The organism is Thalassospira sp., from assembly GCF_040218635.1.
Classification (GTDB): domain Bacteria; phylum Pseudomonadota; class Alphaproteobacteria; order Rhodospirillales; family Thalassospiraceae; genus Thalassospira.
Genome location: NZ_JAVJRB010000004.1, coordinates 1 through 25,251, shown reverse-complemented (window position 1 = coordinate 25,251; position 25,251 = coordinate 1). Strand labels below are relative to the sequence as shown.

Genomic DNA, 25,251 nt, shown 5'->3' with positions numbered 1-25,251 from the left:
TTATATCCAATGTGAACTCCAACTATGTTTATACTGATTTGGCATAACCAATATGGAACTGCGTTGGCTTGAAGATTTTGTTGTGCTGAGTGAAACGCTTAATTTCTCTCGCGCGGCAGAACGGCGAAACATCACGCAACCGGCCTTTAGCCGCCGCATCCGTGCGCTTGAAGGCTGGGTTGGTGCCAAATTGGTCGAACGCACAACCCATTCGGTTGCCCTGACCCCGTCCGGGCAACATTTTCTTGCCCATGCCCGTGCTGTTTGTTTTTCACTGGCCCAAGCCAAACGCGAAGCCAGCGAACTTGCAAAATCCACCCATGCGTCGCTCAACATCGCGGCGACCCACGCACTTTCTTTTACCTTCATCCCGGAATGGCTGCGCCAGCAAAATGACGTGATGTCATTGGGGCCGTTAAATCTGGTATCTGACAGCATGCAAGCCTGTGAAAACCTGATGCAAAAGGGCGAGATCGATTTTTTGATTGCCCATGCTCATCCTGATGCCCCTTCGGAACTGCAACCGCCGCTGTTTCAAAGTCGGATCATCGGCCATGATCAGCTTGTTGCCATGGTCAGCCCATCTTTGGCATCACAGATCAAAACCACAAAACAACCCGCGCCCTACCTTGCCTACAGCCAAAAATCCGGCCTTGGCCGGATCATTGATGCAACCTGCAAACACACCAATACAGATGACTTGGCCAAGGCAGGATTCACATCCCATCTCGCCGCAACGTTGCTTTCAATGACCAAAAGTGGTGCAGGTGTTGCGTGGCTCCCCGAAAGCCTTGCCGGGCGCGACCGCGATACCAGACAGCTGGAAATCTTCAATCCAGACTTTCCAACAATCGCACTTGAGATCCGCATCAGCCGACCCCGACGAAGACTAAGCAAGATCGCCGAAGAACTTTGGTCGTCCTTAGCCTGAACCTGAGCCTATGCCGACATCAGCCTGCAAACTGATTTCGGCTCTGCCCTACACCTAATTCACCATCAAATTAGGCAGGAACAACGTCACTTCCGGGAACACATTGATGTATTCGCTATGCCTGACTCAGCTCAAAGGGCTCTGGAGACATGCATCCAACTCCTCCAATCAGAAGTCACACATTGGGTAAAGCAGGTTTCTGAAACCTCAAATCTGGTAAAACCATTCACAAAACTTGGTACACAGACACGTAAACAGTGCTCTTTTCCCGTCGCCCGGATCCGACAAAAATACGATGATTAATCCATGTATAGCGTTCGTCGCCGGTTTCGAAACGTGGCTGGGTGCGCATGTAATATTTGGACGAATCAACATGCTCGCCGCGTGCAAGAGCCGCCAATACGTCTTTGGATCCGTGTCGGTATCCGAAGTTGCGGATGTCAATCAGCGCCCCGTCATAGGTTTCAATACAATAACGGGTATCGAGTTCGGCGACACCGTTTTCAAAAACGGTTTGCCAGTCTGCCCCTAACGACAGAACCTTTCCGTTCAAATGCTTGCCTTCAACATGCCCGCCGATGATCGGGATAATCTTTCGGGCGCCGCGCATGGAATTCCCAAGTTCTATCGGCGCTTCCAACTCCACCGTCAGATCACAAAAATGTTCGAGTTCGGGTTTCATGGCGTTCCCCTAATTCATCGTCATCGGTAAGAAAAGAACGATAGATGGCACTGCAACCAGCAAGATCAGACGGATGATATCCACCGCAACAAACGGGATCACCCCCCGGAATACCTTCTGCAAGGGCACCTCGCGGGCAATCGAATTGATCACAAAAACGTTCATCCCGACGGGTGGCGTGATCAATCCGAGCTCGACCGTCATCACAACAATGATGCCAAACCAGATCGGATCAAACCCAAGCTGGGTGATGACAGGAAACACAATCGGCACCAACAGGATAATCATGGCCATGGCATCAAGAATGCAGCCCAGAAGCAGGAAAAAGATCAAGATCAACGCCAGGGTCGGATAGGCGCCGATATCAAGCCCCACCAGCCATGCCGTTATTTTCTGCGGTGTTTGGGTAATTGCGAGGAAATAACCAAACAGGATCGCCCCGATTAAAATGGTATATATCGCAACAGATGTTCTGAGGGCTTCGACAAGGCTTTCAAGAATGCCACGCCATCCCAATCGCCCCCGCAAGACACCAATTAACGCGGTTAGCACCGAACCAACCGCTGCCGCCTCTGTTGCGGTCACAATTCCAAGATAAATACTGCCGATGATGGCTATGAACAACGCCAACACCGCCCAGACATCCTTAAGCGAACGGATCGCACGGCGGAAATCAAATGCATCGCCCGCCGGCAAATTGCGGGCATAGGCCACACGAACAGCCAGCATATACATAATGATCGCAAGGACCCCCGGAACGATCCCGGCGATGAACAGCTTGCCAACATCCTGTTCGGTAATGAAGGCATAAACCGCCAGAACAACCGATGGCGGGATCAGGATCCCAAGCGTTCCGCCCGCGGCAATCACCCCGGTTGCCACATGGTCCTGATAGCCATTGCGTTGCATTTCAGGCAGCGCAACCTTGGTCATGGTCGACGCCGTTGCGACCGATGATCCTGAAATAGCGGCAAATCCGGCACAGGATGCAATCGTTGAAAGCGCCATCCCACCGCGAAACGCCCCAAGCCACGCCTGTCCGGCACGAAACAGTTCGCGCGACATGCCCGAATTGGTGGCAAGCACACCCATCAAAATGAAAAACGGTATCAGGCTCAGATTAAAGTCGGTAATCGTTCGAATTGGCGATTGCGCCAAAAGGTTCAAAGCCGGTCCTGGCCCGACAATCGCGGCAAATCCCCCAACACCGACAATCCCCATGGCGATGCCAATCGGCACGCGTAAAACCATCAAGGCAAACAGGGCAACGAAACCGCCCAATGCAACAAAGTCGGCTTCAGCCATGATTGCCCCCGGTCATGGTTTCCTGATCTTTTTTGTGTTTTGTGCCGACGACGTCATCCGCATCGTGTGCGGCATCCGCCGGTTCAAAATCATCCAGACCGGCCCCCGATATTGCAATCATCAATGCACGGGCAAGAATGGTCAGCATGCTGACCGCAACACCCAGCCAGATCAGGGCCATAACCGGCCAGACAGGTAATTGCAGATCAAACGTCGTTTCACCGCTGTCATAGGCACTGGTGACACGCGTCATCATTTTCCAGCACAGCAAACCGGTAAAGCCAAGCAGCACCAGCCAGGCGAAGAAATCCGTCCAGCGCCGAACAGGTGCCGGTAGCATCAAGGCAAACAAATCCACCTTGATATGGGATCCGCGATAACCGACACAGGCAAATCCCCACATGATGACCACGCCAAGAAACAGCCGCGAAAAGTCAAAGGCATCGGGGATCGGCCAGGCAAATAAATACCGGCCAATTGCAGATGCCAGAACAAGAAGCGTAATCACCGCAAGCAAGACAGCCGAGACCGTCTCGACCTTGCGTGAAAACGCATCAAGAAATCGAAGGGAATGACGAAGAACCTGCATCTTGGTCGCTCATTTTAAAGGTGTCGGCGGCACCTTGGCGCAGCACCGCCGACACAAGACAAACATCATCAGTATCTGGTGTTTTCCGCTTCGAGCGCGTCGATGAAGGCCTTGTAAATCGCATCGGCATCACCGCCCTTTGCGGCAACACTTTCCCGCCACTGATCGACAAGCGGTGCCGCTGCGTCACGCCATTGTTGCAGTTCTTCTGCGGTCGGCTGATAAAGTTCATGCTCACCGGACGCAATCATCTTATCGCGGCCCGATGCTTCGTTTTCAGCCCATCCTTTGGAAAAACGTCCTGACCATTCGGGCGTGCAATGTTCGTCCATAACTTTGCGATTTTCCGCGGACAATCCATCATATTTGGCGCGATTGATCACAAGAATCTGGGACGACACATAGAACGGCATATCAAGGTGATATTTCGTTTCCTTGTCGATGCCAAAAATATACATCGAGTTCCACGGGAAGGTGATCGCATCCGCCGTTCCCTTGGCAATCGCTTCACGTGCTTCGGGGGCTGGCACCTGAACACTGGCGCCCCCCAAAAGATTGACAAATCGTGCCATCGTCGCATGTGCCGGGCGGACAGCATGGCCCTTGATGTCTTCCGGAACATGCACCGGCATTTTTGAATGTATCGTGCCCGGATCATGCGGGTTAACCAGGCACAGCTTGACTTCCGGCATTTCCTGATCGGCATAGTTGGCATACCATTTGTGAAGGGCGACTGATCCGTTGAGCGCATCTTTCACATTGAACGGAATTTCCGTCATCCCATAAATCGGGAAACGGCCTGCCTGATAGCCCGGATTGATATATCCGATATCGGCAATCCCATCGCGGGTCATGTCATAGTGATCAGGTGCCGATCCAAGTTGCTGTGCCGGGAAAATGGTAAAGTCAATTTGCCCACCAGATGCTTCGCGAATGGAATTTGTCCATTCTTCAAGCCCCATGGTTTGCACGGGATGCGTTGGCGGAAGCCAGTGCGCAAGGCGGAAGTTCACTCCTTCGGCGGAAACCGAAGAAATGGCCGCAAATGATGCCAAAGCAACCAGAGAACCAAGACGAAGGTGTTTCATTGTTTCCTCCCTGAGAGAACTGGCACTGGTGCAATTATTTTCTGTGTCACCATGTTCGCCAGATACTCGAACTGGCTATAAATGCAAATAATTACAAAACATAACAATCTGCACAAACAGCCGCCAAAACGGGCCTTAAACAACGGACCCGGTTAAATTCACGTCACGCCCGATATCGGCAAAAGGGCAGAACAGATGATCTCTGTTCTGCCCGCCTTTGCCCTAGACTAATTCAGCACGTTCAATCAGAACGGCGATCCCCTGCCCGCCACCGATGCAGGCTGATGCGATACCGTAGCGCCCCCCGGATCTGGCAAGCTCCCGGGCCAGCGTATTGGTAATCCGCACCCCGGTCGCCCCCAGCGGATGACCAATCGCAATCGCCCCCCCATTGACATTTACCTTGTCCTCGTCAAGGCCAAGCTCGCGCATACACGCAAGGATTTGTGCCCCGAAGGCTTCGTTAATTTCGATCCGGTCCACCTGATCAAGTGACAAGCCGGTTTGATCAAGCAATGCCTGAATGGCCGGCACCGGGCCAATTCCCATAATTTCCGGCGGCACGCCAACCGAAACCCCGGCAACAATACGCGCACGCGGTATCAGACCGTTGCGACGGGCATAGTCCGCACTGCCCAAAACGACACCCGCTGCACCATCCACCACGGCCGATGAATTACCGCCGGTCTGCACCCCGCCAAAGGCCGGGCGGAGCTTGGCCAGAATGTCATAAGGGGACGGCCGGATATGACTGTCTTTGTCCACCAGCTCAACCTTGCGCGGCAGCTGAATGGAGCGTGCATTTCCGCCATCAAACGCAAAGGTTTCGTTGGTGACATTGGCAATCTCGCCGGCAAGAAATCCACTTTCCTGTGCCTTCACAGCACGGGCAAAACTGCGTTCTGCAAAGCGGTCAACGTCTTCGCGGGTAATGCCATATTTCTTGGCCAGATTTTCCGCCGTATCGCCCATCGTGCAACTGACAGCAGGGTCCATCAAGGCTTCCCACAGGAAGTCCTTGAATTCGACCTGCCCCATCCGAAAACCGCTGCGATGGGTATAGGCCGCAACCGGATTGCGGCTCATGGATTCTGTGCCGACACATAGCGCAAGATCACCACGCCCCAGTGAAATATGATCAGCAGCCTGCAAAATCACTTCGATCCCGGTGCCACAAATCCGCTGGACAAGATGGGCGGGGCGGTCCACCGGCACCCCGGCATAAAGGCCGATATGGCGCGGCGTCATATAGGCATCAAAGGATGCCTGCGCCATCGATCCCGCGACGGTAAAATCAATGTCTGACGCACGCACACCGGCATCTTCAATCGCCGCACGGGCCGCCTTGATGCCAAGATCAATTGGCGACACTTGGCCGAATGCACCGATGTAATCGACAAACGGCGTGCGTTTCCCACCCAACAGCCAGACATCTTCAAACTCGGTCCGAAGACCTTTTGCTTTGGCGGTCATTCTATTTTTCCCTCTTGGCGATCAGGACACCGGCCGGCGACGGGTCGGTATAAAGTTCGGCAACCTTGTCAGCCCGTTTTGCCAAAACGGCACGCTGATTGATGGACCCCTTATCGGTGACCTCATGGGCATCGAGCTCCGGCGAACTTTCAAGCAGGATCGCACGCGCAAGAAAGTTGGAACTTCCCGTTGCCTTGGTCGCAAGATCATTCAGGCATTTCTGAAAATGTGCCCGGACGGCCGGGTGGGTTGCGATGTCACGCTCGTCTGCATGGGCCGGAAGATCCGGGCATAATTTTCGACAGGCCGTGAAATCCGCAAAAATCAGCGCACCAAGATAGTCCTTATCCAGCCCTGCCAGAACGGCATCCCGGACATAGGGCGCAAAGGTTTGCGCAATGGCGGTCCGGATCGCAGCGGCATGCACCCATGTGCCGGTCGAAAGTTTGAAATCTTCACACACCCGCCCGTCAAACAGAAAACCGCGATCAGTATCGTCCGGGTCCACGAATTTCAGCGCATCCCCGATCAAATAATATCCTTCGTCGTCAAAGGATTCGCGGGTTTTGTCGGGCTGTTTCCAATATCCCGGCGTGATGCTTGGCCCTTTAAGGCGGACTTCAAGTTTCTCCCCGTTGGGGACAAGCTTCACATCAAGCCCGACAGCAGGCAGGCCGACACTTCCGGCCTGATTGACAGCCCACGTCGTGGTAAAGGCAAAGGGGGCGGTTTCGGTCGATCCATAACCGGTGACAATGACAATCTTTTCCCCGACCGTGTCTTGGGCGATCTTTTCAAGATTGTCCCAGACATATTGCGACAGACCGGCACCGGCATATTGCATCAGTTTCAGCTTGGCAAAAAATGTCTCGCGCAGGGGCTGATTGTCACGCAGATGATGGACAAGTGCCTCATAGCCCTTGGGAACATTGAAATAAAGCGTTGGCGAAATTTCGCATAGATTGCGCACGGTTTCATGGATGCCGTCCGGCGTCGGCTTCCCCTGATCGATATAAAAGCTGCCGCCGTTATAAAGGGCGATGCCAAAATTGTGGTTGCCGCCCGCTGTGTGGTTCCATGGCAACCAGTCGACCATCACCGGTGGTTCGTCCTGAAGGAAAGCCAGCGCATGGCGCAACATCATCTGGTTAAAACACAGCATCCGCTGGGTATTGATGACGGCCTTTGGCATCCCGGTCGAACCGGACGTGAACAGAAACTTGGCGATGGTGTCTTCGGTTATTTTGCTGTTTGCCAGATCGATGGCATCGGATTGTTGCGTTTGACGCGCACGGGAAAACACTTCGCATTCATACTGGGAAAGCGGATTTTCAACCACCAGAAGCCTTGCATCTTTTGGCATGACAGCCGCCAGCGCCTTGGCATATCTCGCGCCGTCATCGACAAAGATTAAACCGGGATTCAACAGATCACATATATGCGCCAGTTTGGCAAAGTCAGTCGAAACCAGCGAATAGGCCGGTGACACCGGCGCGTACGGGATCCCCACATACATTGACGCCAGCGCAAGCAGGCCATGCTCAAGACTGTTCCCCGAAAGGATCAAAACCGGGCGATCTTCCGACAGGTCAAGATCAATCAGATATTGCGCAAGGTTGCGCACTTCATCGCGGGTTTCCCGATAGCTGCGTTTCTGCCAGGAACGGGTTTGATCCCGATCAGCAAGAAACAGGTGATCGGGGACTTCCTTTGCCCAGAAATCCAGTCGGTCAGTGATGGCGCGCGGATATTCATCGGGCGTCTCAACCGAATGAATATAAATCGTGCCGTTGTCATTTTTTGACACCGAAACACGTGTATCGCCCATGCGAACCGGACGCAGTCCGGGTTCAGCAATCATCGGCATGAAACGAAACCTCCAGTTATCTTTTCTTATTTGTTATAATTCATAACAATCATAAAACATTACATCAAGAGCAATATCTTATGACGTTCATTATTATGGGATGGGTTCTCTGAAATGATTATATTGATCACGCGCGTGTAAGAACAAATTTTCTTCATATTCCATGCCCCTAAAGGCAATTGACGCCGTGAATTTGATGTGTAAACATAATTGTTATAAAACATAACAAAATTGGGTAAGGAAATGCACCTCAATCAGGTCCCCGCGATCATAACCGGCGGCGGCAGCGGCCTTGGCGCTGCGACGGCCCGCACATTTGCGGTTGCTGGCGCAAGGGTTGCTGTTCTTGACCGCAACAAGGAAGCCGCCAAACGTGTGGCGCGTGAAACGGGCGGCATCGGGATCGAAGTCGACATTGCCGACAAAAACTCAGTCGCCGACGCTTTCAAGATCGTCAGACAGAATCTTGGCGTTCCGCGCGCTTTGGTAAATTGCGCAGGGATTGGAACGGCCAACCGCATATTGCCGCGCGACGGTGAATTGCCAATTGATGACTTCATCAACACACTTAACGTCAACCTTACCGGCAGCTTCATCACCATGAGCCATGCGGCACAAATGATGTCGGATGCGACTCCGCTTAATGAAGATGGCGAACGTGGTGTTATCATCAACACATCATCGGTTGGCTATGAGGATGGTCAGATTGGTCAGTGCGCCTATGCCGCATCCAAGGGTGGTATCGCATCCATGACGCTTCCGGCGGCACGCGAACTTGCCCGTATCGGTGTTCGGGTCATGGCGATTGCGCCGGGACTTTTTGCCACCGCAATGACAGACACCCTACCCGATGACGCCCGCGAGGCAATTGCCGCCAATATTCCGTTTCCCAAACGTCTGGGCAAAGCACAGGAATTTGCCGATCTCGCACGACATATTATTGAAAACACCATGCTGAATGGCACCGTTATCCGTTTGGATGGCGCGGTTCGCCTGCAGGCACGATGACGACAGATTGCATAGTTAAGGAATAAGAACATGACGAATGGCGCGAGTGACGTATTGAACGTTGCAATCAACGGAACGATTGCGCGTTTGACCATCACGCGACCCGAAAAGCGTAACGCTGTAAGCGATACGCTGATGGATGCGCTTGAAGCATTTTTTGCCAACCCGCCGGCAGATGTCCGGGTGGTCATTCTTGCCGGTGAAGGCGGGCATTTTTCCGCCGGTCTGGATCTTGGCGAACATGTTGCGCGCAATGCGGCCGAAACCATGCGCCATTCCCGCAACTGGCACCGCATCATGGATATGATCCAGTTTGGCGGTCTGCCAGTGATTTCACTTTTGAAAGGTGCGGTAATTGGTGGCGGCCTTGAATTGGCCACCGCAACTCATATCCGAATTGCCGACGAAACCGCATTCTTCCAACTTCCCGAAGGCCGCCGCGGCATTTTTGTTGGCGGCGGCGCATCGGTACGGGTTGGTAAAATCCTTGGTGCTGACCGGATGATCGAAATGATGCTGACCGGGCGCAAATACGATGCAAAAGACGGCCTTTCACTAGGCCTGACACACTATGTTTGCACCAACGAACAGGAAGCAGAGCAAAAGGCCATTGAACTTGCCAACACCGTTGCCGAAAATGCCCAGCTTTCCAATTACATCATGATCCAGGCACTGGCCCGTATTGAAGATATGGCCAAGGCCGACGGATTATTCACCGAAAGCCTGTGTGCGGCTCTGACCCAAACCAGCGAAGACGCCCAAGAAGGGCTTAAAGCCTTTCTTGAGAAACGCACACCGAACTTTAAGTAACGACCCATAACAGAGCCGCAAGGCAATTGTGGCCATCATCGTAAAACACCCGGCAAGAAACCGCATAAAGCGGACGCCAGAATATTCAGGAAGGAACAGGGCCACCACAAAGTGCGCCCGCATTATGAGGAGACGTTCGATGTCAGGATTTTCAGTCAACCGCCGCCAGATGCTTGGCATCATGGGCGGCGCCCTTGCCGCACCGGCAATTATCGGCAAGGCACGTGCCGCCGAAGTAACCCTTCGACTGCATCATATGCTGCCCCCTGTTGCCCCGATGCACAAAGCGTTCTTTGAACCTTGGACCAAGACCATTCGCGAACAGTCCGATGGACGTATTGATATTCAGATTTTCCCGGCCATGCAGCTTGGTGGCAAACCACCGCAACTTGCCGACCAGGTTGCAAATAATGTCGTTGATATCGCCTGGACGCTAACGGTTTATACGCCGGGTCGTTATCCGGTTTCCGAAACGCCAAGCCTGCCCTTCATGGTAACAACGGCCGAGGCAACATCGGTCGCCATGCACAAATTCATGGATGAATTCGGTCAGGATGAATATCGCGGCATGAAGCCACTGGCCTTCCATGTTCATGCCGGTGGCAAGTTCCATATGCGTGACAAAGCCATTGAAAACCAGGTCGATCTTGAAGGACTTCAAATCCGCGCCCCGAACCAGAGTGTTGGCAAGGCCTTGTCCATCCTGGGTGCCGAGCCTGTCTTCTTCCCGGTCACTGAAATGGCCGTCGGGCTGGCCAATGGTGTGATTGACGGCACCTGCCTGCCTTATGAGGTCGTTCCGGCCTTCAAACTCCATGAACTGACATCTGTCCATTGCGCCCCGGCCGAAGGCGGACGTGGTCTTTACGCCAACTCGTTTGCCCTGTTGATGGCAGGTGCTGCCTATGACCGCCTTTCCGATGATCTGAAAGCAGTTATTGATGCCAATTCCGGCATCGATCTTTCACGTCAGATCGGTAAACAGTTCGACAGCTTTGAGTCGGTTGGCAAAAAGATGTGTGCCGATCGCGGCAACAAATTCGTCGAGATTCCCAAGGACGAGATTGCACGTTGGCAAACGGCAAGTCAGCCCGTGATTGATGAATGGATCGAAACGCTTAACGATGCCGGTCATGATGGCAAGGCGATGATTGATCGCCTCAACCAACTGATAGATGCAGAGACGGCCTGAAATGACAGGCACCACACCTGATCATGATGGGCGCAGCAAAGACGCTGCGCCCATTGATCTCATCATTCAGCTCATCGACCGTGCCTGTATTGCATCAGCCGGGTTTGCCGGGGTGATCATTCTTATGGTCGCAACAACCGTGACCCTTTCTGTGACGATGCGCTATATCGGTATTGGCGGCATTCGCGGTGATTTCGAACTGGTTGAAATCGGATGCGGCATTGCCGCCTTTCTGTTTCTTCCGCTGTGTCAGCGCAAAGGCAACCACGTGATGGTCGATATCTTCAGCATGGCATTGCCCGAGCGGACCCGAAACAGACTTGATCAGTTTTGGGAGTTTGTCTTTGGCATGGCATGGGTGATCCTTACTTGGCGCATCGCACTCGGTCTGGTCGATATGTACGACTATAATGATCGCAGCATGCTGCTTCGGGTACCAACCTGGATCGTTTACGCGATCGCCCTGTTTGGGCTTGGACTTTCCGCACTGACCGCGCTGACCAACATGATCGAACAGTTTTTGCGCCCCACCTTCCATATCTCCCGAACGGATGCCCGATAATGAGTCCCGTTGAAATCAGTATCATCATGGTTACCGTCCTGATGATCCTTATCTTTCTGCGCATGCCCATCGCCCTTGCCATGGCTGTGGTTGGTGCGGGTGGTTATATCTTTCTGTCGGGATGGCTGCCGCTTTCGGCCTATTTAAAGACCGCCATTGTCGACAAATACGTATCTTATGATCTTGCGGTTATTCCGCTGTTTATCCTGATGGGGCAAATCGCCACCCGTACCGGCATCAGCCGGGCGATCTTTACCGCCTCGAATGCCTGGCTTGGCCATTGGCGTGGCGGCCTTGCCATGGCATCGGTTGCTGGCTGTGCGGCTTTTGGCTCGATCTGCGGGTCGTCAATTGCAACGGCCACCACCATGGGCCGGGTTGCCCTTCCGGAAATGCGCCGACACGGATATTCCGGGGCACTGGGTGCCGGTACGCTTGCTGCGGGCGGCACCCTTGGCATTCTGATCCCGCCTTCGGTGGTTCTGATTATTTATGCACTTTTGACCGAACAGAATATCGTCAAACTCTTTCTCGCTGCAACCATTCCGGGCATCCTTGCCGTCTTGGGCTTTATTCTGGCAATTGCGGTCTATGTCCGCCTGTTCCCGGAAGAAGGCCCGGCACATGCAGGCCTTCCCTTGCGTGAACGCATCAGATCACTGGGCGGGATCTGGCATGTAGCGCTTGTTTTCATTGCCGTGCTTGGCGGCATTTACGGCGGTGTTTTCACCCCGGCAGAAGGGGCTTCTGTTGGCGTCATTCTGATTGCACTCACCGGATTTTTGATGCGCAGCCTTTCAATACGGGGCCTGTTTGAATGCGTTATTGATACCGCTGGTACGACGGCGATGATCTTTGCCATCATATTCGGGGCGGACCTGTTTAATGTGGCCTTGGCCCTGACGCGCGTTCCGACCATGGCCGCCGAATGGGTCGGTACGGCCGGTATTGCACCGATGACGGTTCTGATGGCCGTCATCCTGTTTTACATCGTAATGGGCTGTATCATGGACAGCCTGTCGATGATCCTTTTGACCGTACCGGTATTCTTCCCGGCCTTCATGGCGATGGATTTCGCGATGGATCCGACACATCAGGCACTCTGGTTTGGGATCATTACGCTGATTGTTGTTGAATTGGGGATGATTACCCCACCTGTCGGGCTAAACCTGTTTATGATATCGGCGATGGCGCCAGATATCCCGACCCGAAAAGTTTTCCGGGGTGCTGTGCCATTCCTGATGGTTGAATTCTTGCGCATCGCGATCATTGTCGCGTTTCCTGCATTGACGTTCTGGCTTGTGGATATTGTCATTCAATAGCCCCCAAATCCAAGAAAGGGAGACCCACTTGCAAGCAAGCAAAAAGAAAAACACGGATGATCAACCGAACCTGCGCGGGCTTTCAACCGACAGCCCGCTGCGTGGATTTGTCGGCTATAACCTCAAACGCGCCTATATGTCGATCCATAGCGACTTTGTCGCCAGCCTGACCCATATTGACCTCAAACCGACCACTTTCAGTGCGCTGGCGATCATCAATGAGAACCCCGACATCAGTCAGACGGACCTTGCCCGTGCGCTGGCGATGGAACGCTCAAACATTGTCGTCATGGTCGACGAACTTCAGTCGCGTGGTCTTATTGTGCGCAACAAAGTGCCAACCGATCGCCGCGTCTATGCGCTGCGCACAACGGCAAAGGGGATTGAACTTTTCGCCGAGGCCAGCCGCGCAGTCCAACGTCACGAGGAAAAACTCCTCGAAGATTTTAACCCAGAAGAACGCGACCTTCTTGTCCGGATGTTAATCCGTATCCAAAAGGTCAAATAGCCTCCAGATCAGGTGATATTCCATGCTGCGACTGTCCCGCGAAATACGCGTCGAATGGGGCCATTGTGACCCGGCCCGGATTGTCTATAACCCGAATTTCTACGACTGGATGGAAGGCGGTCTTCTTGCGCTGTTTGCTGCGGCCGGATTTGATATGGCACCGATGATTGCCAAGGATGCCGATTTTCGCGGAACACCACTGGTTCGCGGCGATGCCAGTTTCATGGCACCTGCCCGGGTAGGCGATCTGATTGTCCATCATGTCGAAGTCTCGCGTTGGGGCACAAAGTCATTTGCTTTGCATCATCGCTTTACTCTTGATGACGCGACCCTGATTGAAGCAAACCAGACCCGTGTCTGGGCACGCGCCAATCCAGATAACCCACAAAGCCTTGCTGCCGTACCGGTCCCTGATGTGATCAAGGCTGCTCTGTCAGAAGACAAGCACATCCGCCAAACCATCCATCAGGAAACCCGGTAGAACGAGACGCCAAAGTGATCCCGTTCCGGGCTCTGATCGATGATATTCTCAATGCTCTGTCGGCAATCGGCTGTCATATACCAACCATGATCAAACGCATTTGATGCGGAAACGACCACTGAAATCCTCAGTCATTTCGCCTGCTTCACAGAAGATATCATAGCGCCCACTAGTCAGCTCGGCGACAAGAAGGCTGCAGGTTTGAAGATGGTCGGAGGAAAATGCCACCTGCCTTTTCCGATGCCTATCAGGACTACATCCAACAAAGCTCGAAATTGATCTCACGTGCTGAAAAAACAGGATTAGAAGCGCCAAAACACAGGAATTACTCCATACCCCCGAATTATGACAACTCAGGTGGCAATCATTCTTTAAAAAGTATGGGGAATTTGAGAGCGATGCAGCAATGCTCATGTCACGTGCCACAAAAGCCGACATTCGATATACAACAGAATCAACGACTTGGCAGTTCCGTTTGCCAGAAAAGTTGACACGAATTGACACAAAAGATGACAAAAAGCTGCGTGATTGACAGAAAAGTTGACATTTTCCAACAAAGGCATCTTTTTGGTTCTAATATCCCCTCAAGAACACTTCATTCTGCAATATGTAAAATTTCCGATTTTTTACCTGACACGAACAAAACGCTATCAGCTTCAAACTTAACCAACCTCCACTTTTTGTAACTATCACCCACCGCGAGACGAACCATATCTCCACCAGCTGCCGGCAAGAACAACCCGATGTATTCACCGTCATCGTTGATCGTGCCAACAACTTTGAGCTCTAATGGTTCCAGTAATGACATTTGAGGGACTGGCTGCTGTTGCTCTTCTTTCTGAAGCTTCACGACTGGTTTAGAAGGCTTGAGGGTAGCGTCTCGTTCTGCCAAAAACAGCGGCTTTGTCAAAAAGGCCCCTGCATGCTGCAACGAAGCCCCGCCGGACTGTTCCTCAACCACCTCAAGAGACCGTTTTTCCGTAGGCGCGAATTCGCGGGATGCCTCTTTTCGTGGGTCATCATTCATCAAGTACGAGAAGACTAGTGTTGATATCAGAAAAGATACCAACAAAATCAAAAACGGCGCGCCAATCTTGAGCTTGATTTTAGAGATCAACATCCCTTCTCCACAATGCTGAGAGCACAGCTGTCACATCTATATCAATATCTTCGATGTAAGATCGCTCATTGTCTTGTTTTGCAGCCCGTCGGACAGCCAAATCGACCAGATCAATATTTATCAGAAGCGGTTGGGATTCAATTTCTTGTAAGAAACTTGCAACGTCGATGTTTTTTGCTACAGCTTGCAGCCGCAACCGAACCTCCACTTGCCTTTCGTCGCTTCCTGCTCTCGGCAAGCTTTGCAGTCGTCGCACCACCAATCCATGCTTCTTTGCTAGGTCGGAAACAAGCACCTGAAGGGATGATCCTGCCAAAGAATATGTTGGTGAGTGAAGAACTGCTTCTGTTTCTTCAAGCCTAGATGTTGCAGAAGATACATATTCTGCAATGCGTGACCTATCGCCAATCTTCCTCTTCAGGCTTTCAAGATTCTCCGCCTGATCAGAAATCTGCTGACGCGAAAGAGCCACTTGTGACGCTGGTTTCCAATAAAGAAAAATGGTAGCACCAGTCATCAATACGATTGTGAAGAAAACTGAAATCAAGCGCTGCGAAAGCGGCGGCTTGTGAGGTGAACTAGAATTCAAAACCGCTCCTCCAATAACGAGGACGCCCCAATAACATCTGATTCAATTTTCATTTGAATTGAGAACCTGTCTTTTCCAGTTATCGGGTCCGGCACGATAGGGGCCGACAATTGAACTGAATGAAAGACTCTCACTTGGTCAAAAACTTGCGTTAGTTTAGCGGCCTCCTCCCCATACCCGGTGAGTTCGATTGTATCACCATGCAATTCCAATTTTTGTAACCAGCTCTCGATTGGTAGCACTCCAGCAACTGTATCAAGAACCGAACTCACAGTATTCGACCGACCACGTGTTTGATTGATGGCCAGCTCCTCAGCTCTTAACTCATCTGCACTTTGTACGAGTTCCATATACTCATTAACGTCGCGTTTTATTGCTTCCTGTTCAACTAACAGATCATCGTATTGAGATCTAAAGTATGCCTCAGCGTAATGAAGCGTCGCCGAGGGCAGTACAATTGCAGTCAACAATACAAGTGCGATTACGCCGTTCTTAAAAACAGGCGTTCTCGGCTGTTCATCCCAACGATGCAACCTTATATCTTCACTGCCAAATTTTGTGCGAATGGATACTTTTCTGGGCAACTCTCCCCCCAGACGTAAACCTCTACAACGCTCAACAATGTCGGAGAACATGAATGTGACATCAACCAATACCGTACCTGCATCGACATTAGCCGAGCGAACATTACATTGGAACTTAACTGTGCTTGGGTCGTATGGACAGATCTCTGAGAAATGACGGTGGACATAAGCCTCTAAACGATCAACCTCGGTGGCAGGCAATTCTATTGCTCGGCAGAACACGTCATCAGGATTGGTCTCGATCGATAACTCATATCCGTCTCCCCATTTTGCCAAAGACGCAAGTTTACTTTCGAGAGTAGATATATCCTGCGCACTGCCATTAATATCTCTGAACCGATAAGTTACATTGGGCTTATTGTGCAATAGCGTGAGGAAAACAATTTCATTTTCTCTTGTAAAAAAGCCTACCACTCGGGAGGGGAGACAACCAAGAAGTCCTTCCCACCACCATGCCACACCTCGAAAGACACTATCCAGATAGCGATCAATAGCCATCTATTGCACTCCAACAAGTCACTTTAGTAGAACCGTGGTTCATTGGCCCATCTCGGTTCAGCCAGAAATTTCGGCCACTCAAGTCTGGTATCTGCAAATTCAACATTCATTTCCACTAAATCCGGAATTGCGGTGTTCCGCTGCCAGAATGATTGCCACAGGGGTCCTGCGGGGCCACGCGGCAAATACCGAAAAGTCAGAGAACTAACGCCATCAAGCAAAACCCTTTTTTCGTGAAGCTGTTCTGCATTTGATCGTCGGCCTAATGTATCAACAGCCCACCATTCCATCACCATCTGAGCTCCATCAAGATAAAAGGCGAATTCGTTCGCCGATCCATTAGAGAGTGCCCTTGGATAACCTGAAATCATCTGCAATCGCGTTGAATTTCCAACGATTGATGAGCGCTCCTCTTCTCCATTTTTGGTTGGATGAGTCTCGGTCAACAGAACAATATCTGCCAGTTGTCGTCGAACAATCTGCTGTACGACTATGATTTTGGAACGCGCTTCAATACTCTTGTAGCTAACATCCCATATGCGCGATCCGAAACTCAGCCCCCCAAAAACGGCTGTAAAAATTGTCCCCGCGATAACCAAGACAATCAATAACTCAATAAGGGTAAAGCCGGCCCGCCGCGTTCCCATCAAATCTCTCACGGTAGGACCTTGGCTTTTAGACCGCGCAGCTCAGCGACCGTCCGTGCATCAAGTTTCACAACGACATGAACATCGAACAAAGAAAACCTGCGGTTATCATTCACCTCACGTGAACTAGCACCGTCACTTATATGAATGTCGACTTCATACCCGTTATCTTCATGGACAATGTGGCGCCCATTTTCCAAAGAGTACAAGCTTCCGACAGAAGCAAGATAGGACTGGGCATAAAGTGCACCATAAGCCGCTTCTTCACTTCGGTATATCGCCATGACACCATCAGAAAACTTGCCGTATATGGGTACAAGCGCAAGGGCTAGAATGGTGATCGCGATCAGGCTTTCTAGCAGCGTAAATCCACGTACACCTTTAACCCCAAATTCCCGAAAACAAACCAACGGATTCACCTCTCAGTCCGGCTTGCTAACAGTTACATCACCCGTAAGCCAGTCAACGATGATTTGAACCTGCTTACCATTTCTTTGCGCGACGATCCGTCCTCCCGTTGAACTACCATCCGCAAAGAAGCGAATTGCAGATGTATTCTCGTCTATCTGTTCCTGTCTGGCCGAAACAAAAGAAACCTCCGTCTCGTTATCAAAACAGGCCTTTTGGGTAGCCTTGATTTCATTGCCAGCGTCGCTACTGCAGTTTCCCGTGACGACATCAAACAAAACCCGCCTCTCAGTTCCCCCTAGAATGGCACTCATTCTCGTATCATCAAGCATACGGGTCACATCCTCAATATCGCGATCAAATGAGCGCCCTCCGATAATGCCCGTCCAGTTGATTGGCGCGAAAGACAGGATCAATCCCGCAATTGCAAAAACGACCATTAGCTCGATAAGCGTGAAGCCGTCATCCATCCGGCTTTGCACTACCAGCTTCCCAGATCCGCGTTTATGCCATCCCCACCTTCTCTTCCATCAGCGCCAAGGGAATAAATATCGAACTCGCCGTGAGTTCCCGGAATGCGATATTCGTATTTGTTTCCCCAAGGATCAGTAAGGGCGTCATCTTTCTTCAGGTACGGACCATTCCAACCATCTGACGATTGGGGCGTTTCAATCAATGCTCCCAACCCTTCTGTTGCGTTTGGATACCTGCCGACATCAAGCCGATATAGATCAAGCACACCTGACAAACGGCTAATCTGGATTTTCACCGTATCTGCCTTGGCGCTATCAAGATATTTGAACACTTGCGGCGCTGCTATTGCAATGATCCCACCAAGGATAACAAGAACGACCAACAACTCGATCAGTGTGTAACCCGACTGCTGCCGAACTTTTCGATCGGTATACTTTTTCTGTTTACCTGAACACATAAGACCAAAACTCATTACATTGGAATGTCATAAATACTAAGGATAGCACTCAGAATTGACCCACAAATCAGGGCAACCACAACACCAAGTGCAATCGTGATTGCTGGCACAAGCATCTTCATGAACTGGTCGATCTGACGGCTTAACTCGTTCTCCTGAATCTCGGACACTTTTACTAGCATTGATTGTATTTTTCCACTTTGTTCACCGGCCTGCGTCATCTGTGCGACAATCGCTGGAAAGACATCCGCTGTGGCAACAGGTAAAGCAATACCCTCACCGCGTTCAATCTTGCCGCGAACCGGGCCCATTTTTTTGGATAAGTGACGATTAGATATTGTCGCAAGAGACAAGTCATATGCGCGAAGCGTGGAGACTCCAGACGTCAGCAGAACACCCAACGTACGGCAAAACCTTACCGCGTCCGCCTTACCGATCATTTCGCCAATAAGTGGTATCGCAAGCAGCCATCTGTCCCATCTTTGACGCCCGTGCTCCGACCGAACATCGCGAATGACCATCAATGCAGCCAGCACCAATCCAAGAAGCAGTAACCAACCATAGCTCCGCATGAACTGGGACAGCGACAACATCGCCGACGTAAGGGGTGGAATACTATCCCCTGCTTGTTCAAAAATTGGCGCAAACTGTGGCAAAACCACAGACACCAGAATCGTAATCGTAACCAGTGCAACCATCAGAACAAGCACAGGGTATTGCAGAGCATTGGCGAGCTTCTGACGCAATACCAATGCACCTTCCATCTGATTTGAAACGTCAGACATAGCTGATTTCAGCTTCCCCCCAGCTTCTCCTGCCTGAATTAATGCGACATATTGCGGTTGAAAAAGGTTTCCCTCTGTTGCCAGGCCGCCGGACAAAGTACCGCCATCATTCACATGAGAAAGAATACGCTTCGCCAAATCCGAAACGGCACTGTTTCCTTTGATATCGGCAATCATTGCCAACGCTTTGTCCAATGGCAATGCTGCATCAACATAGGTTGACAGATTTCGCATAAACAAAACCAGATCAACCTCTTTCAATCGCTTGGTGCTGTGCAATTCCAAACCACCGAAGATGCCGCCACGGTCAGCCTGTTCGACATTAATCGGGATAAGGCGACGTTTACGCAGAAGTTGCGTCAAAGCTTCGCTGTTTTCAGCACTTTGCCGCCCCTCGGTTTTCTTCCCAGTCTCGTCAATGGCCGTAAACTTGAACTGTGGCATAATCCATTTTCCACTTAGCGCTTCGCGACACGCAAGACTTCTTCAATCGTTGTATCACCAGCCAACACACGTCGCATCCCGTCCGCATAAAGCGTCGTCATACCGGCATCAATTGCCGCTTCACGAAGTGAAGTTACCGAAATATTCTGCAGGACAAGCCGTCCAATTTCATCATTCATCTCCAGAACTTCCAGCAATGCTGTCCGGCCACGATATCCCGTTTGACCACATTTCTCGCATCCTGCTCCTGCTGCACGGTGAATATGTTTGGGAAGCTTCTGATTCTGATCCAGTTCCGCAAGCTGAAAATGCTCTACCATTTCCGGCGTCAGTTGGATCGGCTCCTTACATTCTTCGCAAAGCCGCCTTACAAGCCTCTGTGCGACAACGCCAATAAGCGTCGAACTGACCAGATAATTATCAATACCCATATCTGTTAAACGCACGACCGAACTGGCGGCATCGTTCGTATGAAGCGTGGAAAACACCAAATGCCCCGTCAAGGCAGCCTGAACCGCAATTTCTGCTGTTTCCGCATCACGGATTTCACCGACCATTAAAATATCAGGGTCCTGACGCAGGAAAGAACGCAACACATACGGGAATGTGAGCCCAATACTAGGCTTTACCTGCACCTGATTAATGCCCGAAATCTGATATTCAATCGGGTCCTCAACCGTCAAAATCTTGACATCAGGCACATTAAGTTTGGAAAGTGCCGCGTAAAGCGATGTTGTCTTACCACTACCGGTCGGCCCAGTGACCAAAACAATACCATGTGGCTGGGCAAACAACCGGTCAAGCTGTGACTGATGATCCGCCGATATGCCAAGGGCGTCAAAGGATAACCTGACAGTATTGCGATCAAGCACCCTTAAAACAACGGTTTCGCCACCGAACCCCGGGATGATGGACACGCGCAAATCAACAGGCGCCCCTCGCACACTGGTATTGACCCTTCCATCCTGCGGCAACCTCCGTTCTGCGATATCCAGATTGGCCATAATCTTGATGCGCGAAACCAATGCTGCATGCATGGACAGTGGCGGGCTCATGACCTCTCGCAGATGACCGTCAAGACGGAACCGGACCCTAAGCATATTCTCAAACGGCTCAATATGGATGTCTGATGCCCGCATCTCAACAGCCCGGGCTATCATCTGCCCCACCAGCCGTATAACCGGTGCTCCACTGGCCAAATCACGCAGTCGTGCAACATCTGCGGCAAGATCAATGCCATCATCCACCCCCACCGTTGCGACAGCAGATATTTCCTCTGCCGATCCATGAACACGCAAGATCGCCTGTTCAAGTTCGGCCGGAATGGCAATGCGCACCTTCACCACCTTGCCCGCAAGGTTTTGAACAGCCTGCAGAACAAACTCGTTCAACGGATCCGTCAAGGCGACCAATACGCAATCATCATCCTCAGAAAGGATCAGCGCCCCTGCATTTCGCAAGAATTCCGGGCGAAAATGTTCTCCAAGCAGAACCGTGTCTGGAACATCTTCTGGCAACATCAACGCCAAGCCAAGCACGTTGGCCATCGCCCGGGCCAGATCCCCCTCAGCAACAAGACCAAGCTTTGGCATCAGACGATGCAATGGCTCGTCTGTTTCCTGTCGCACGGAACGCGCGCGCAGCAATGCACCGGCGTCAAGCTTCCCCGTCGCGACAAGCCTCTCGCCAAGCGCCTCTTCGAACGCTTTCAAGTCTGTAATCAGTGGCACTTGTTTCCCCAGCCCCTTATTTATCCGGTCACAAGCGGACCATGTAGCCAAACAATCCAGCACGCCAACACCAAATAACTGCCAAATGGCACCATATTATGCCGACTGGTCTGACGCCCCTTGCCAAGCACCACAACATGCACAACCAGCCCCGTGATTGCTGCAATCAGAATAACGCTCCCCAATCCTTGCCAACCGACCCAGGCACCAATCGCCCCCATAAGCTTGACATCCCCAAACCCAACGCCCTCCTGACCGCGCAACTGCCTGTACAACCAGCGAACAAGCCACATGCCACCCGCGCCGACAAACACCCCAATTGCGATCTCATTCAGGCGTTCTGGGTACCAAAAGAACGACACCGTAATACCGCCAACAAGAATGATCAGAATCCCAAGATCGGGCAGAATGAAATTCTCAAAATCAATGATCGCAAGGACAAGTAGCCCCCAGCCAAGCAGGACCCCCACAACCAGCAAGTCACCCGGCAAAGCAAAAAACGCCCAAATGGCAATACCCAAGGCCGCAAGTTCAATAACAGTATCCCGTTTGGAAAAACGCCCCCCACAACCACGACACCGCCATCTTAAGACCACGGCACTTAGCACCGGTACCATTTCCAAACCACCAAGTGCGTGACCACACCCCTCACAGCGCGAGCGACCCAGAACAAAACCTTCCCCTCGCGACCAACGAACTGTTAAAACAGCAATGAAACTTCCGACAAAGGGCCCTATAATAATCAGGAAGCTGGCCAGCATATGGCTCATCGGTAACGGTTTTCCTTAACGAACATGGTCTCGTGAAAGTCAGCATATCCGACATACCGCCGAACGGCACAACCGTCGAGGATTCTTTTCCTCATCCTGCGCGCAACAGTTGCTCACGGCGAGGTTACGCTCTGGTGAGCGTTATGTTCGGCCTTGTTCTGATTGGGATGATCGCCGGGCATTTCGGAATGCTTGTGCGTGTAGATCTGGCCCACAGCAGGAACTTGCAACTTACCGCCCAGGCCGACGCAACGATCGAAGCGACGGCTCTGCGCGTCGCGCACGGATTTCTGACCGAACGGGGACAGGGCTTCTGGCAGGCCGGAGGCGCTGTTTATGCATGGCAAGAAAACGCGTTTGACATACGAATGACCGTCGAAACCGATAAGGGTGCAGGTCAAACAACCAGCCAAAACCTCTCGGCTTCCCTGTTAATTGAACTTATCATGGCCCATGGACGTTCTGCTGACGAAGCCAAGAACATTGCCAACGACATCCTCACCGTCTCACAAATCCCAAGCAGCCCCGTTCAGGTCAATAATGCCTCGTCGTCAGCTAATATCGACAGCGAAAATAAGAATAAATCAAGGCGCGCTCAACTTCTGTCCATTGACGGTATGGATGATGACCTCGTCAACAGCCTCATCCATATCATACCATCCTCGCCCACCTCATCGGGCCCCATTGGTCACTCCCGACAAAACGAAGAAACCCTCCAACCTTCCTTCGATGGCAAGCGTTCTGCGACCGCTTCTGAAACCCAAAATGGAATTATTAGACTTACTGACTCCAACACAACTCAAAAATCACCGCTCTCGGCCGTACAGATGAAAATACGACTTCAACAATCAGGAAAAACCTTGCGGGACGTCAATGTTCGGATTGTGCTTACAGGCCCCAAGGAAGCACCCGTGCAGATCATTTGGATGTGACGCAGATTCCGTGCTTGTTTTGGACTGTTCTCCCATCAACAATTAAATCTGTCCCCGTTTTCGCAGTCTAATCAGACTGTCCTTCAACGCTTGAAAGCGTTCGTTCAATATCAGTCACTGCTACGACAAACACACAACCTATACAAAGTAGCGACAACCATACTCTACCTAGGTTTGCATATGTTAATTACACAATAATCAGAACCACATGCCGGTCAGTTGTTCGCGACGCATCTGCCCCATTCGCCCGGAACGGCGAGGTCTATCTCACCTCAATTTCAAACGAACCACTTCAACCCTATTCTTCCACCCCTCCGAGAGGCTAGATACCTCTTTGAGCAACTCTTCCGAGGCATTTTCATCCCCAGCCCAATGACACTTTATAGCTAAATAAACCTTATCAACTGGATCTATTTTCCCGCTCAATCCATTGTACAACTCGCGTACAGATCCAAATTCCGCCATATCCGTAAAAAATGGTAAGCAGAATTCGGATACTACACCCCTTACGTCCTTTCCAAGTACAGAATTGACAGTGCACGCGGCACATTCCCACCATTTATCTTTTGAAGAATGCCCATTTTCCAGCAACAGTTGCCCCACCCTTACTCGTGGAAAACATTCCTCAGTTCTCGGGAACTTAGGCACCTCCTTATCCCAACAAACCCTCCATAGCTCTTCCTCGAATATACCCATATTGATAGTAAAATATTCCTCCATGCCCTCCTTTGAATATGTTGCAACTTGAAGGCCTAACACTTCCACCTTTCCGGAGACACTACGATTCCACATTAAACCTTTTTTCTTAAACCCTAATGACTTGAAGAATGGAGCCAACTCGGCTTTCACAAACTCTTGCATTAACTTCATCTACTTTAATCTCCATAGTACACGACACGACCATTCGCCCCTGTCGCCTCTTTATACTTCGCAATTTGCTTCGCTCCTTGCCTTCTACCCGTTGGCGTATTGGGTTTCAATTCTACTGGCCTACCAGCACGCGTAATCGCGTCTGGTCTGAGCTTTTCACCGTTAGGTCCAATTATAGTTTTTTCAGATTGCCACCCAGGCTTTTGGCTAACTTTTCTTGCGAACTCCTTGTGAGCCAACCGTCCTTTTTCAAGCGCACTGCGAACTGCTGGATTATTGGCACCTTTCGCTGATCTGTAAATACTTGCACTAAGCCCCTCCTCCAAGACTTCGTTGACTGTTTGTATTGCCATCCTAGGTACCGGAACTTGAGAAAATCTGGTGACAGCACTCAATTCTGCTAATCCGAGCGTTAGACTTCCTCCAATAACTTGCCCCCCTGCCCGAGCTACCTGTTCTTCGATTGAATTCGGCGCCTCAACACCGACATATTCCATTAACTCGGGCGTACCGCCAAACCTGAAGTCCACTCCCGCTAACTCAAGAGTAGCATCCAAAGGGGTATTTAAGAAATCAACCAATGAACCTATAGAATACTCATAAGAACCCGCCAAGAACTGCGTACCAATACTATAAGCTCTCGCTAACTGAACGTTACGCTGAAGCATATCCTTGCCACTTGCACCAGAAACAAAGACGTCTCTGCTTCCTCCGGCAAGTTGATTTGAGGAATTCTTGTTGCGTTCAGCCAAATGGTTGTCCCACGCCATCCGGTCAAATGCACTGCTACCGTCTCCGGGGAAAGAACCCCAACTCTCACTATGTGTCTGAGCTGTCCAGAACCCGGTCGGATCGGTATAAGAAAGCGGATTATTCCGCACATAGGCGTAACGGTTGAACTCCTGGGTGATGGTCGGATCCGGCACATTCGGATCGGGACTAAGCATACGGCCCAGTTCCGGATCATAGATCCGGCCATTCATGTGGATGATGCCAACCGCATCAAGATGCTCATGCCCCGTAAAGCCACGCGGCGTGTCAACCGGACGGATCGACAGAAGGGCCGATTCCCATGTTGCCTCGCGGCGCGCACCATGCGCGTCATAAGACATCGCTTCACTCACA

General features: G+C 51.4%; 27 protein-coding genes. 9 read left to right on the top strand and 18 right to left on the bottom strand.

Annotated features, from left to right (window positions below):
- Positions 1–52 precede the first annotated feature (52 nt).
- A complete protein-coding gene (locus RIC05_RS02245) occupies positions 53–931 on the top strand; it encodes a LysR family transcriptional regulator (protein ID WP_350047244.1) in 879 nt (292 codons plus the stop codon).
- Positions 932–1,157: 226 nt separating this feature from the next.
- Here the strand turns inward: RIC05_RS02245 and RIC05_RS02240 are convergent, their stop codons facing one another.
- The 6 genes from RIC05_RS02240 to RIC05_RS02215 all read right to left on the bottom strand — a co-directional run bounded on the left by RIC05_RS02240 (position 1,158) and on the right by RIC05_RS02215 (position 7,935).
- Complete coding sequence (locus RIC05_RS02240) at positions 1,158–1,613, bottom strand: DUF3237 domain-containing protein (protein WP_350047243.1); 456 nt, start codon at positions 1,611–1,613, stop codon at positions 1,158–1,160.
- 9 nt (positions 1,614–1,622) lie between these two features.
- Entirely contained in the window at positions 1,623–2,918 is a 1,296-nt protein-coding gene (locus RIC05_RS02235) for a TRAP transporter large permease (RefSeq protein ID WP_350047242.1), read from the bottom strand.
- Positions 2,911–3,507 carry a TRAP transporter small permease gene (locus RIC05_RS02230; protein ID WP_350047241.1) on the bottom strand — a complete coding sequence of 199 codons (597 nt, stop codon included), beginning with the start codon at positions 3,505–3,507 and terminating at the stop codon, positions 2,911–2,913. Before RIC05_RS02230 ends, RIC05_RS02235 begins: the two co-directional genes overlap by 8 nt.
- A gap of 68 nt (positions 3,508–3,575) precedes the next feature.
- Complete coding sequence (locus RIC05_RS02225) at positions 3,576–4,595, bottom strand: TRAP transporter substrate-binding protein (RefSeq protein ID WP_350047240.1); 1,020 nt, start codon at positions 4,593–4,595, stop codon at positions 3,576–3,578.
- Between the two features lie 222 nt (positions 4,596–4,817).
- Complete coding sequence (locus RIC05_RS02220) at positions 4,818–6,068, bottom strand: thiolase family protein (protein WP_350047239.1); 1,251 nt, start codon at positions 6,066–6,068, stop codon at positions 4,818–4,820.
- A gap of 1 nt (position 6,069) precedes the next feature.
- Complete coding sequence (locus RIC05_RS02215; protein ID WP_350047238.1) at positions 6,070–7,935, bottom strand: feruloyl-CoA synthase; 1,866 nt, start codon at positions 7,933–7,935, stop codon at positions 6,070–6,072.
- Between the two features lie 243 nt (positions 7,936–8,178).
- On the opposite strand from RIC05_RS02215, the gene RIC05_RS02210 reads away from it, so the two are divergent.
- The 7 genes from RIC05_RS02210 to RIC05_RS02180 all read left to right on the top strand — a co-directional run bounded on the left by RIC05_RS02210 (position 8,179) and on the right by RIC05_RS02180 (position 13,818).
- Entirely contained in the window at positions 8,179–8,943 is a 765-nt protein-coding gene (locus RIC05_RS02210; RefSeq protein WP_350047237.1) for an SDR family NAD(P)-dependent oxidoreductase, read from the top strand.
- 30 nt (positions 8,944–8,973) lie between these two features.
- Positions 8,974–9,753 (top strand): crotonase/enoyl-CoA hydratase family protein, encoded by a 780-nt coding sequence (locus tag RIC05_RS02205; protein ID WP_350047236.1) that lies wholly within the window; start codon positions 8,974–8,976, stop codon positions 9,751–9,753.
- Positions 9,754–9,892: 139 nt separating this feature from the next.
- A complete protein-coding gene (locus tag RIC05_RS02200; RefSeq protein WP_350047235.1) occupies positions 9,893–10,945 on the top strand; it encodes a TRAP transporter substrate-binding protein in 1,053 nt (350 codons plus the stop codon).
- A 1-nt stretch (position 10,946) separates the two neighbouring features.
- A complete protein-coding gene (locus tag RIC05_RS02195) occupies positions 10,947–11,507 on the top strand; it encodes a TRAP transporter small permease (protein WP_350047234.1) in 561 nt (186 codons plus the stop codon).
- The gene (locus RIC05_RS02190) at positions 11,507–12,829 is read left to right on the top strand and encodes a TRAP transporter large permease (protein WP_350047233.1); all 1,323 of its coding nucleotides are present in this window, start codon (positions 11,507–11,509) and stop codon (positions 12,827–12,829) included. The genes RIC05_RS02195 and RIC05_RS02190 overlap by 1 nt, the downstream gene beginning before the upstream one ends.
- Positions 12,830–12,857: 28 nt before the next feature.
- Entirely contained in the window at positions 12,858–13,337 is a 480-nt protein-coding gene (locus RIC05_RS02185; protein WP_350047232.1) for a MarR family winged helix-turn-helix transcriptional regulator, read from the top strand.
- A gap of 22 nt (positions 13,338–13,359) precedes the next feature.
- Positions 13,360–13,818, top strand: a complete 459-nt coding sequence (locus RIC05_RS02180) for an acyl-CoA thioesterase (RefSeq protein ID WP_350047231.1) — start codon at positions 13,360–13,362, stop codon at positions 13,816–13,818.
- A 595-nt stretch (positions 13,819–14,413) separates the two neighbouring features.
- On the opposite strand, the gene RIC05_RS02175 is transcribed toward RIC05_RS02180, so the two are convergent.
- Genes RIC05_RS02175 through RIC05_RS02130 form a run of 10 tightly spaced genes read right to left on the bottom strand, consistent with a single transcriptional unit; the run spans position 14,414 to position 22,324 of the window.
- A complete protein-coding gene (locus RIC05_RS02175; protein WP_350047230.1) occupies positions 14,414–14,938 on the bottom strand; it encodes a hypothetical protein in 525 nt (174 codons plus the stop codon).
- Entirely contained in the window at positions 14,925–15,527 is a 603-nt protein-coding gene (locus tag RIC05_RS02170; RefSeq protein WP_350047229.1) for a GspMb/PilO family protein, read from the bottom strand. Before RIC05_RS02170 ends, RIC05_RS02175 begins: the two co-directional genes overlap by 14 nt.
- Positions 15,524–16,609 carry a PilN domain-containing protein gene (locus RIC05_RS02165; protein WP_350047228.1) on the bottom strand — a complete coding sequence of 362 codons (1,086 nt, stop codon included), beginning with the start codon at positions 16,607–16,609 and terminating at the stop codon, positions 15,524–15,526. Before RIC05_RS02165 ends, RIC05_RS02170 begins: the two co-directional genes overlap by 4 nt.
- A 23-nt stretch (positions 16,610–16,632) precedes the next feature.
- Entirely contained in the window at positions 16,633–17,256 is a 624-nt protein-coding gene (locus RIC05_RS02160) for a prepilin-type N-terminal cleavage/methylation domain-containing protein (RefSeq protein ID WP_350047227.1), read from the bottom strand.
- Between the two features lie 8 nt (positions 17,257–17,264).
- The gene (locus RIC05_RS02155; protein WP_350047226.1) at positions 17,265–17,675 is read right to left on the bottom strand and encodes a type IV pilus modification PilV family protein; all 411 of its coding nucleotides are present in this window, start codon (positions 17,673–17,675) and stop codon (positions 17,265–17,267) included.
- Positions 17,676–17,678: 3 nt separating this feature from the next.
- Positions 17,679–18,134 carry a GspH/FimT family pseudopilin gene (locus RIC05_RS02150; protein ID WP_350047225.1) on the bottom strand — a complete coding sequence of 152 codons (456 nt, stop codon included), beginning with the start codon at positions 18,132–18,134 and terminating at the stop codon, positions 17,679–17,681.
- A gap of 11 nt (positions 18,135–18,145) precedes the next feature.
- Complete coding sequence (gene gspG / locus RIC05_RS02145; RefSeq protein WP_350047224.1) at positions 18,146–18,610, bottom strand: type II secretion system major pseudopilin GspG; 465 nt, start codon at positions 18,608–18,610, stop codon at positions 18,146–18,148.
- Complete coding sequence (locus RIC05_RS02140; RefSeq protein WP_350047223.1) at positions 18,610–19,824, bottom strand: type II secretion system F family protein; 1,215 nt, start codon at positions 19,822–19,824, stop codon at positions 18,610–18,612. Before RIC05_RS02140 ends, gspG begins: the two co-directional genes overlap by 1 nt.
- Before the next feature lie 14 nt (positions 19,825–19,838).
- Positions 19,839–21,554, bottom strand: a complete 1,716-nt coding sequence (locus RIC05_RS02135; protein ID WP_350047222.1) for a GspE/PulE family protein — start codon at positions 21,552–21,554, stop codon at positions 19,839–19,841.
- A gap of 20 nt (positions 21,555–21,574) precedes the next feature.
- Positions 21,575–22,324 carry a prepilin peptidase gene (locus RIC05_RS02130; protein WP_350047221.1) on the bottom strand — a complete coding sequence of 250 codons (750 nt, stop codon included), beginning with the start codon at positions 22,322–22,324 and terminating at the stop codon, positions 21,575–21,577.
- 143 nt (positions 22,325–22,467) lie between these two features.
- Between RIC05_RS02130 and RIC05_RS02125 the strand changes: the two genes are divergently transcribed.
- The gene (locus RIC05_RS02125) at positions 22,468–23,256 is read left to right on the top strand and encodes a hypothetical protein (protein WP_350047220.1); all 789 of its coding nucleotides are present in this window, start codon (positions 22,468–22,470) and stop codon (positions 23,254–23,256) included.
- 267 nt (positions 23,257–23,523) lie between these two features.
- Here the strand turns inward: RIC05_RS02125 and RIC05_RS02120 are convergent, their stop codons facing one another.
- Both RIC05_RS02120 and RIC05_RS02115 read right to left on the bottom strand, forming a co-directional pair.
- Complete coding sequence (locus RIC05_RS02120; RefSeq protein WP_350047219.1) at positions 23,524–24,126, bottom strand: DUF4304 domain-containing protein; 603 nt, start codon at positions 24,124–24,126, stop codon at positions 23,524–23,526.
- A 5-nt stretch (positions 24,127–24,131) separates the two neighbouring features.
- The coding region (locus tag RIC05_RS02115; RefSeq protein ID WP_350047218.1) for an RHS repeat domain-containing protein at positions 24,132–25,251 on the bottom strand (1,120 nt) is incomplete at its 5' end.

Coding starts and splice junctions, on each gene's coding strand:
- RIC05_RS02125 (WP_350047220.1), top strand. CDS start 22,468: ATGTTCGGCCTTGTTCTGATTGGGATGATCGCCGGGCATTTCGGAATG.
- RIC05_RS02150 (WP_350047225.1), bottom strand. CDS start 18,134: ATGGATGACGGCTTCACGCTTATCGAGCTAATGGTCGTTTTTGCAATT.
- RIC05_RS02165 (WP_350047228.1), bottom strand. CDS start 16,609: ATGGCTATTGATCGCTATCTGGATAGTGTCTTTCGAGGTGTGGCATGG.
- RIC05_RS02130 (WP_350047221.1), bottom strand. CDS start 22,324: ATGAGCCATATGCTGGCCAGCTTCCTGATTATTATAGGGCCCTTTGTC.
- RIC05_RS02245 (WP_350047244.1), top strand. CDS start 53: ATGGAACTGCGTTGGCTTGAAGATTTTGTTGTGCTGAGTGAAACGCTT.
- RIC05_RS02235 (WP_350047242.1), bottom strand. CDS start 2,918: ATGGCTGAAGCCGACTTTGTTGCATTGGGCGGTTTCGTTGCCCTGTTT.
- RIC05_RS02225 (WP_350047240.1), bottom strand. CDS start 4,595: ATGAAACACCTTCGTCTTGGTTCTCTGGTTGCTTTGGCATCATTTGCG.
- RIC05_RS02190 (WP_350047233.1), top strand. CDS start 11,507: ATGAGTCCCGTTGAAATCAGTATCATCATGGTTACCGTCCTGATGATC.
- RIC05_RS02195 (WP_350047234.1), top strand. CDS start 10,947: ATGACAGGCACCACACCTGATCATGATGGGCGCAGCAAAGACGCTGCG.
- RIC05_RS02140 (WP_350047223.1), bottom strand. CDS start 19,824: ATGCCACAGTTCAAGTTTACGGCCATTGACGAGACTGGGAAGAAAACC.
- RIC05_RS02175 (WP_350047230.1), bottom strand. CDS start 14,938: ATGTTGATCTCTAAAATCAAGCTCAAGATTGGCGCGCCGTTTTTGATT.
- RIC05_RS02240 (WP_350047243.1), bottom strand. CDS start 1,613: ATGAAACCCGAACTCGAACATTTTTGTGATCTGACGGTGGAGTTGGAA.
- RIC05_RS02160 (WP_350047227.1), bottom strand. CDS start 17,256: ATGGGAACGCGGCGGGCCGGCTTTACCCTTATTGAGTTATTGATTGTC.
- RIC05_RS02220 (WP_350047239.1), bottom strand. CDS start 6,068: ATGACCGCCAAAGCAAAAGGTCTTCGGACCGAGTTTGAAGATGTCTGG.
- RIC05_RS02205 (WP_350047236.1), top strand. CDS start 8,974: ATGACGAATGGCGCGAGTGACGTATTGAACGTTGCAATCAACGGAACG.
- RIC05_RS02120 (WP_350047219.1), bottom strand. CDS start 24,126: ATGAAGTTAATGCAAGAGTTTGTGAAAGCCGAGTTGGCTCCATTCTTC.
- RIC05_RS02230 (WP_350047241.1), bottom strand. CDS start 3,507: ATGCAGGTTCTTCGTCATTCCCTTCGATTTCTTGATGCGTTTTCACGC.
- RIC05_RS02210 (WP_350047237.1), top strand. CDS start 8,179: ATGCACCTCAATCAGGTCCCCGCGATCATAACCGGCGGCGGCAGCGGC.
- RIC05_RS02200 (WP_350047235.1), top strand. CDS start 9,893: ATGTCAGGATTTTCAGTCAACCGCCGCCAGATGCTTGGCATCATGGGC.
- RIC05_RS02180 (WP_350047231.1), top strand. CDS start 13,360: ATGCTGCGACTGTCCCGCGAAATACGCGTCGAATGGGGCCATTGTGAC.
- gspG (WP_350047224.1), bottom strand. CDS start 18,610: ATGAGTTTTGGTCTTATGTGTTCAGGTAAACAGAAAAAGTATACCGAT.
- RIC05_RS02215 (WP_350047238.1), bottom strand. CDS start 7,935: ATGCCGATGATTGCTGAACCCGGACTGCGTCCGGTTCGCATGGGCGAT.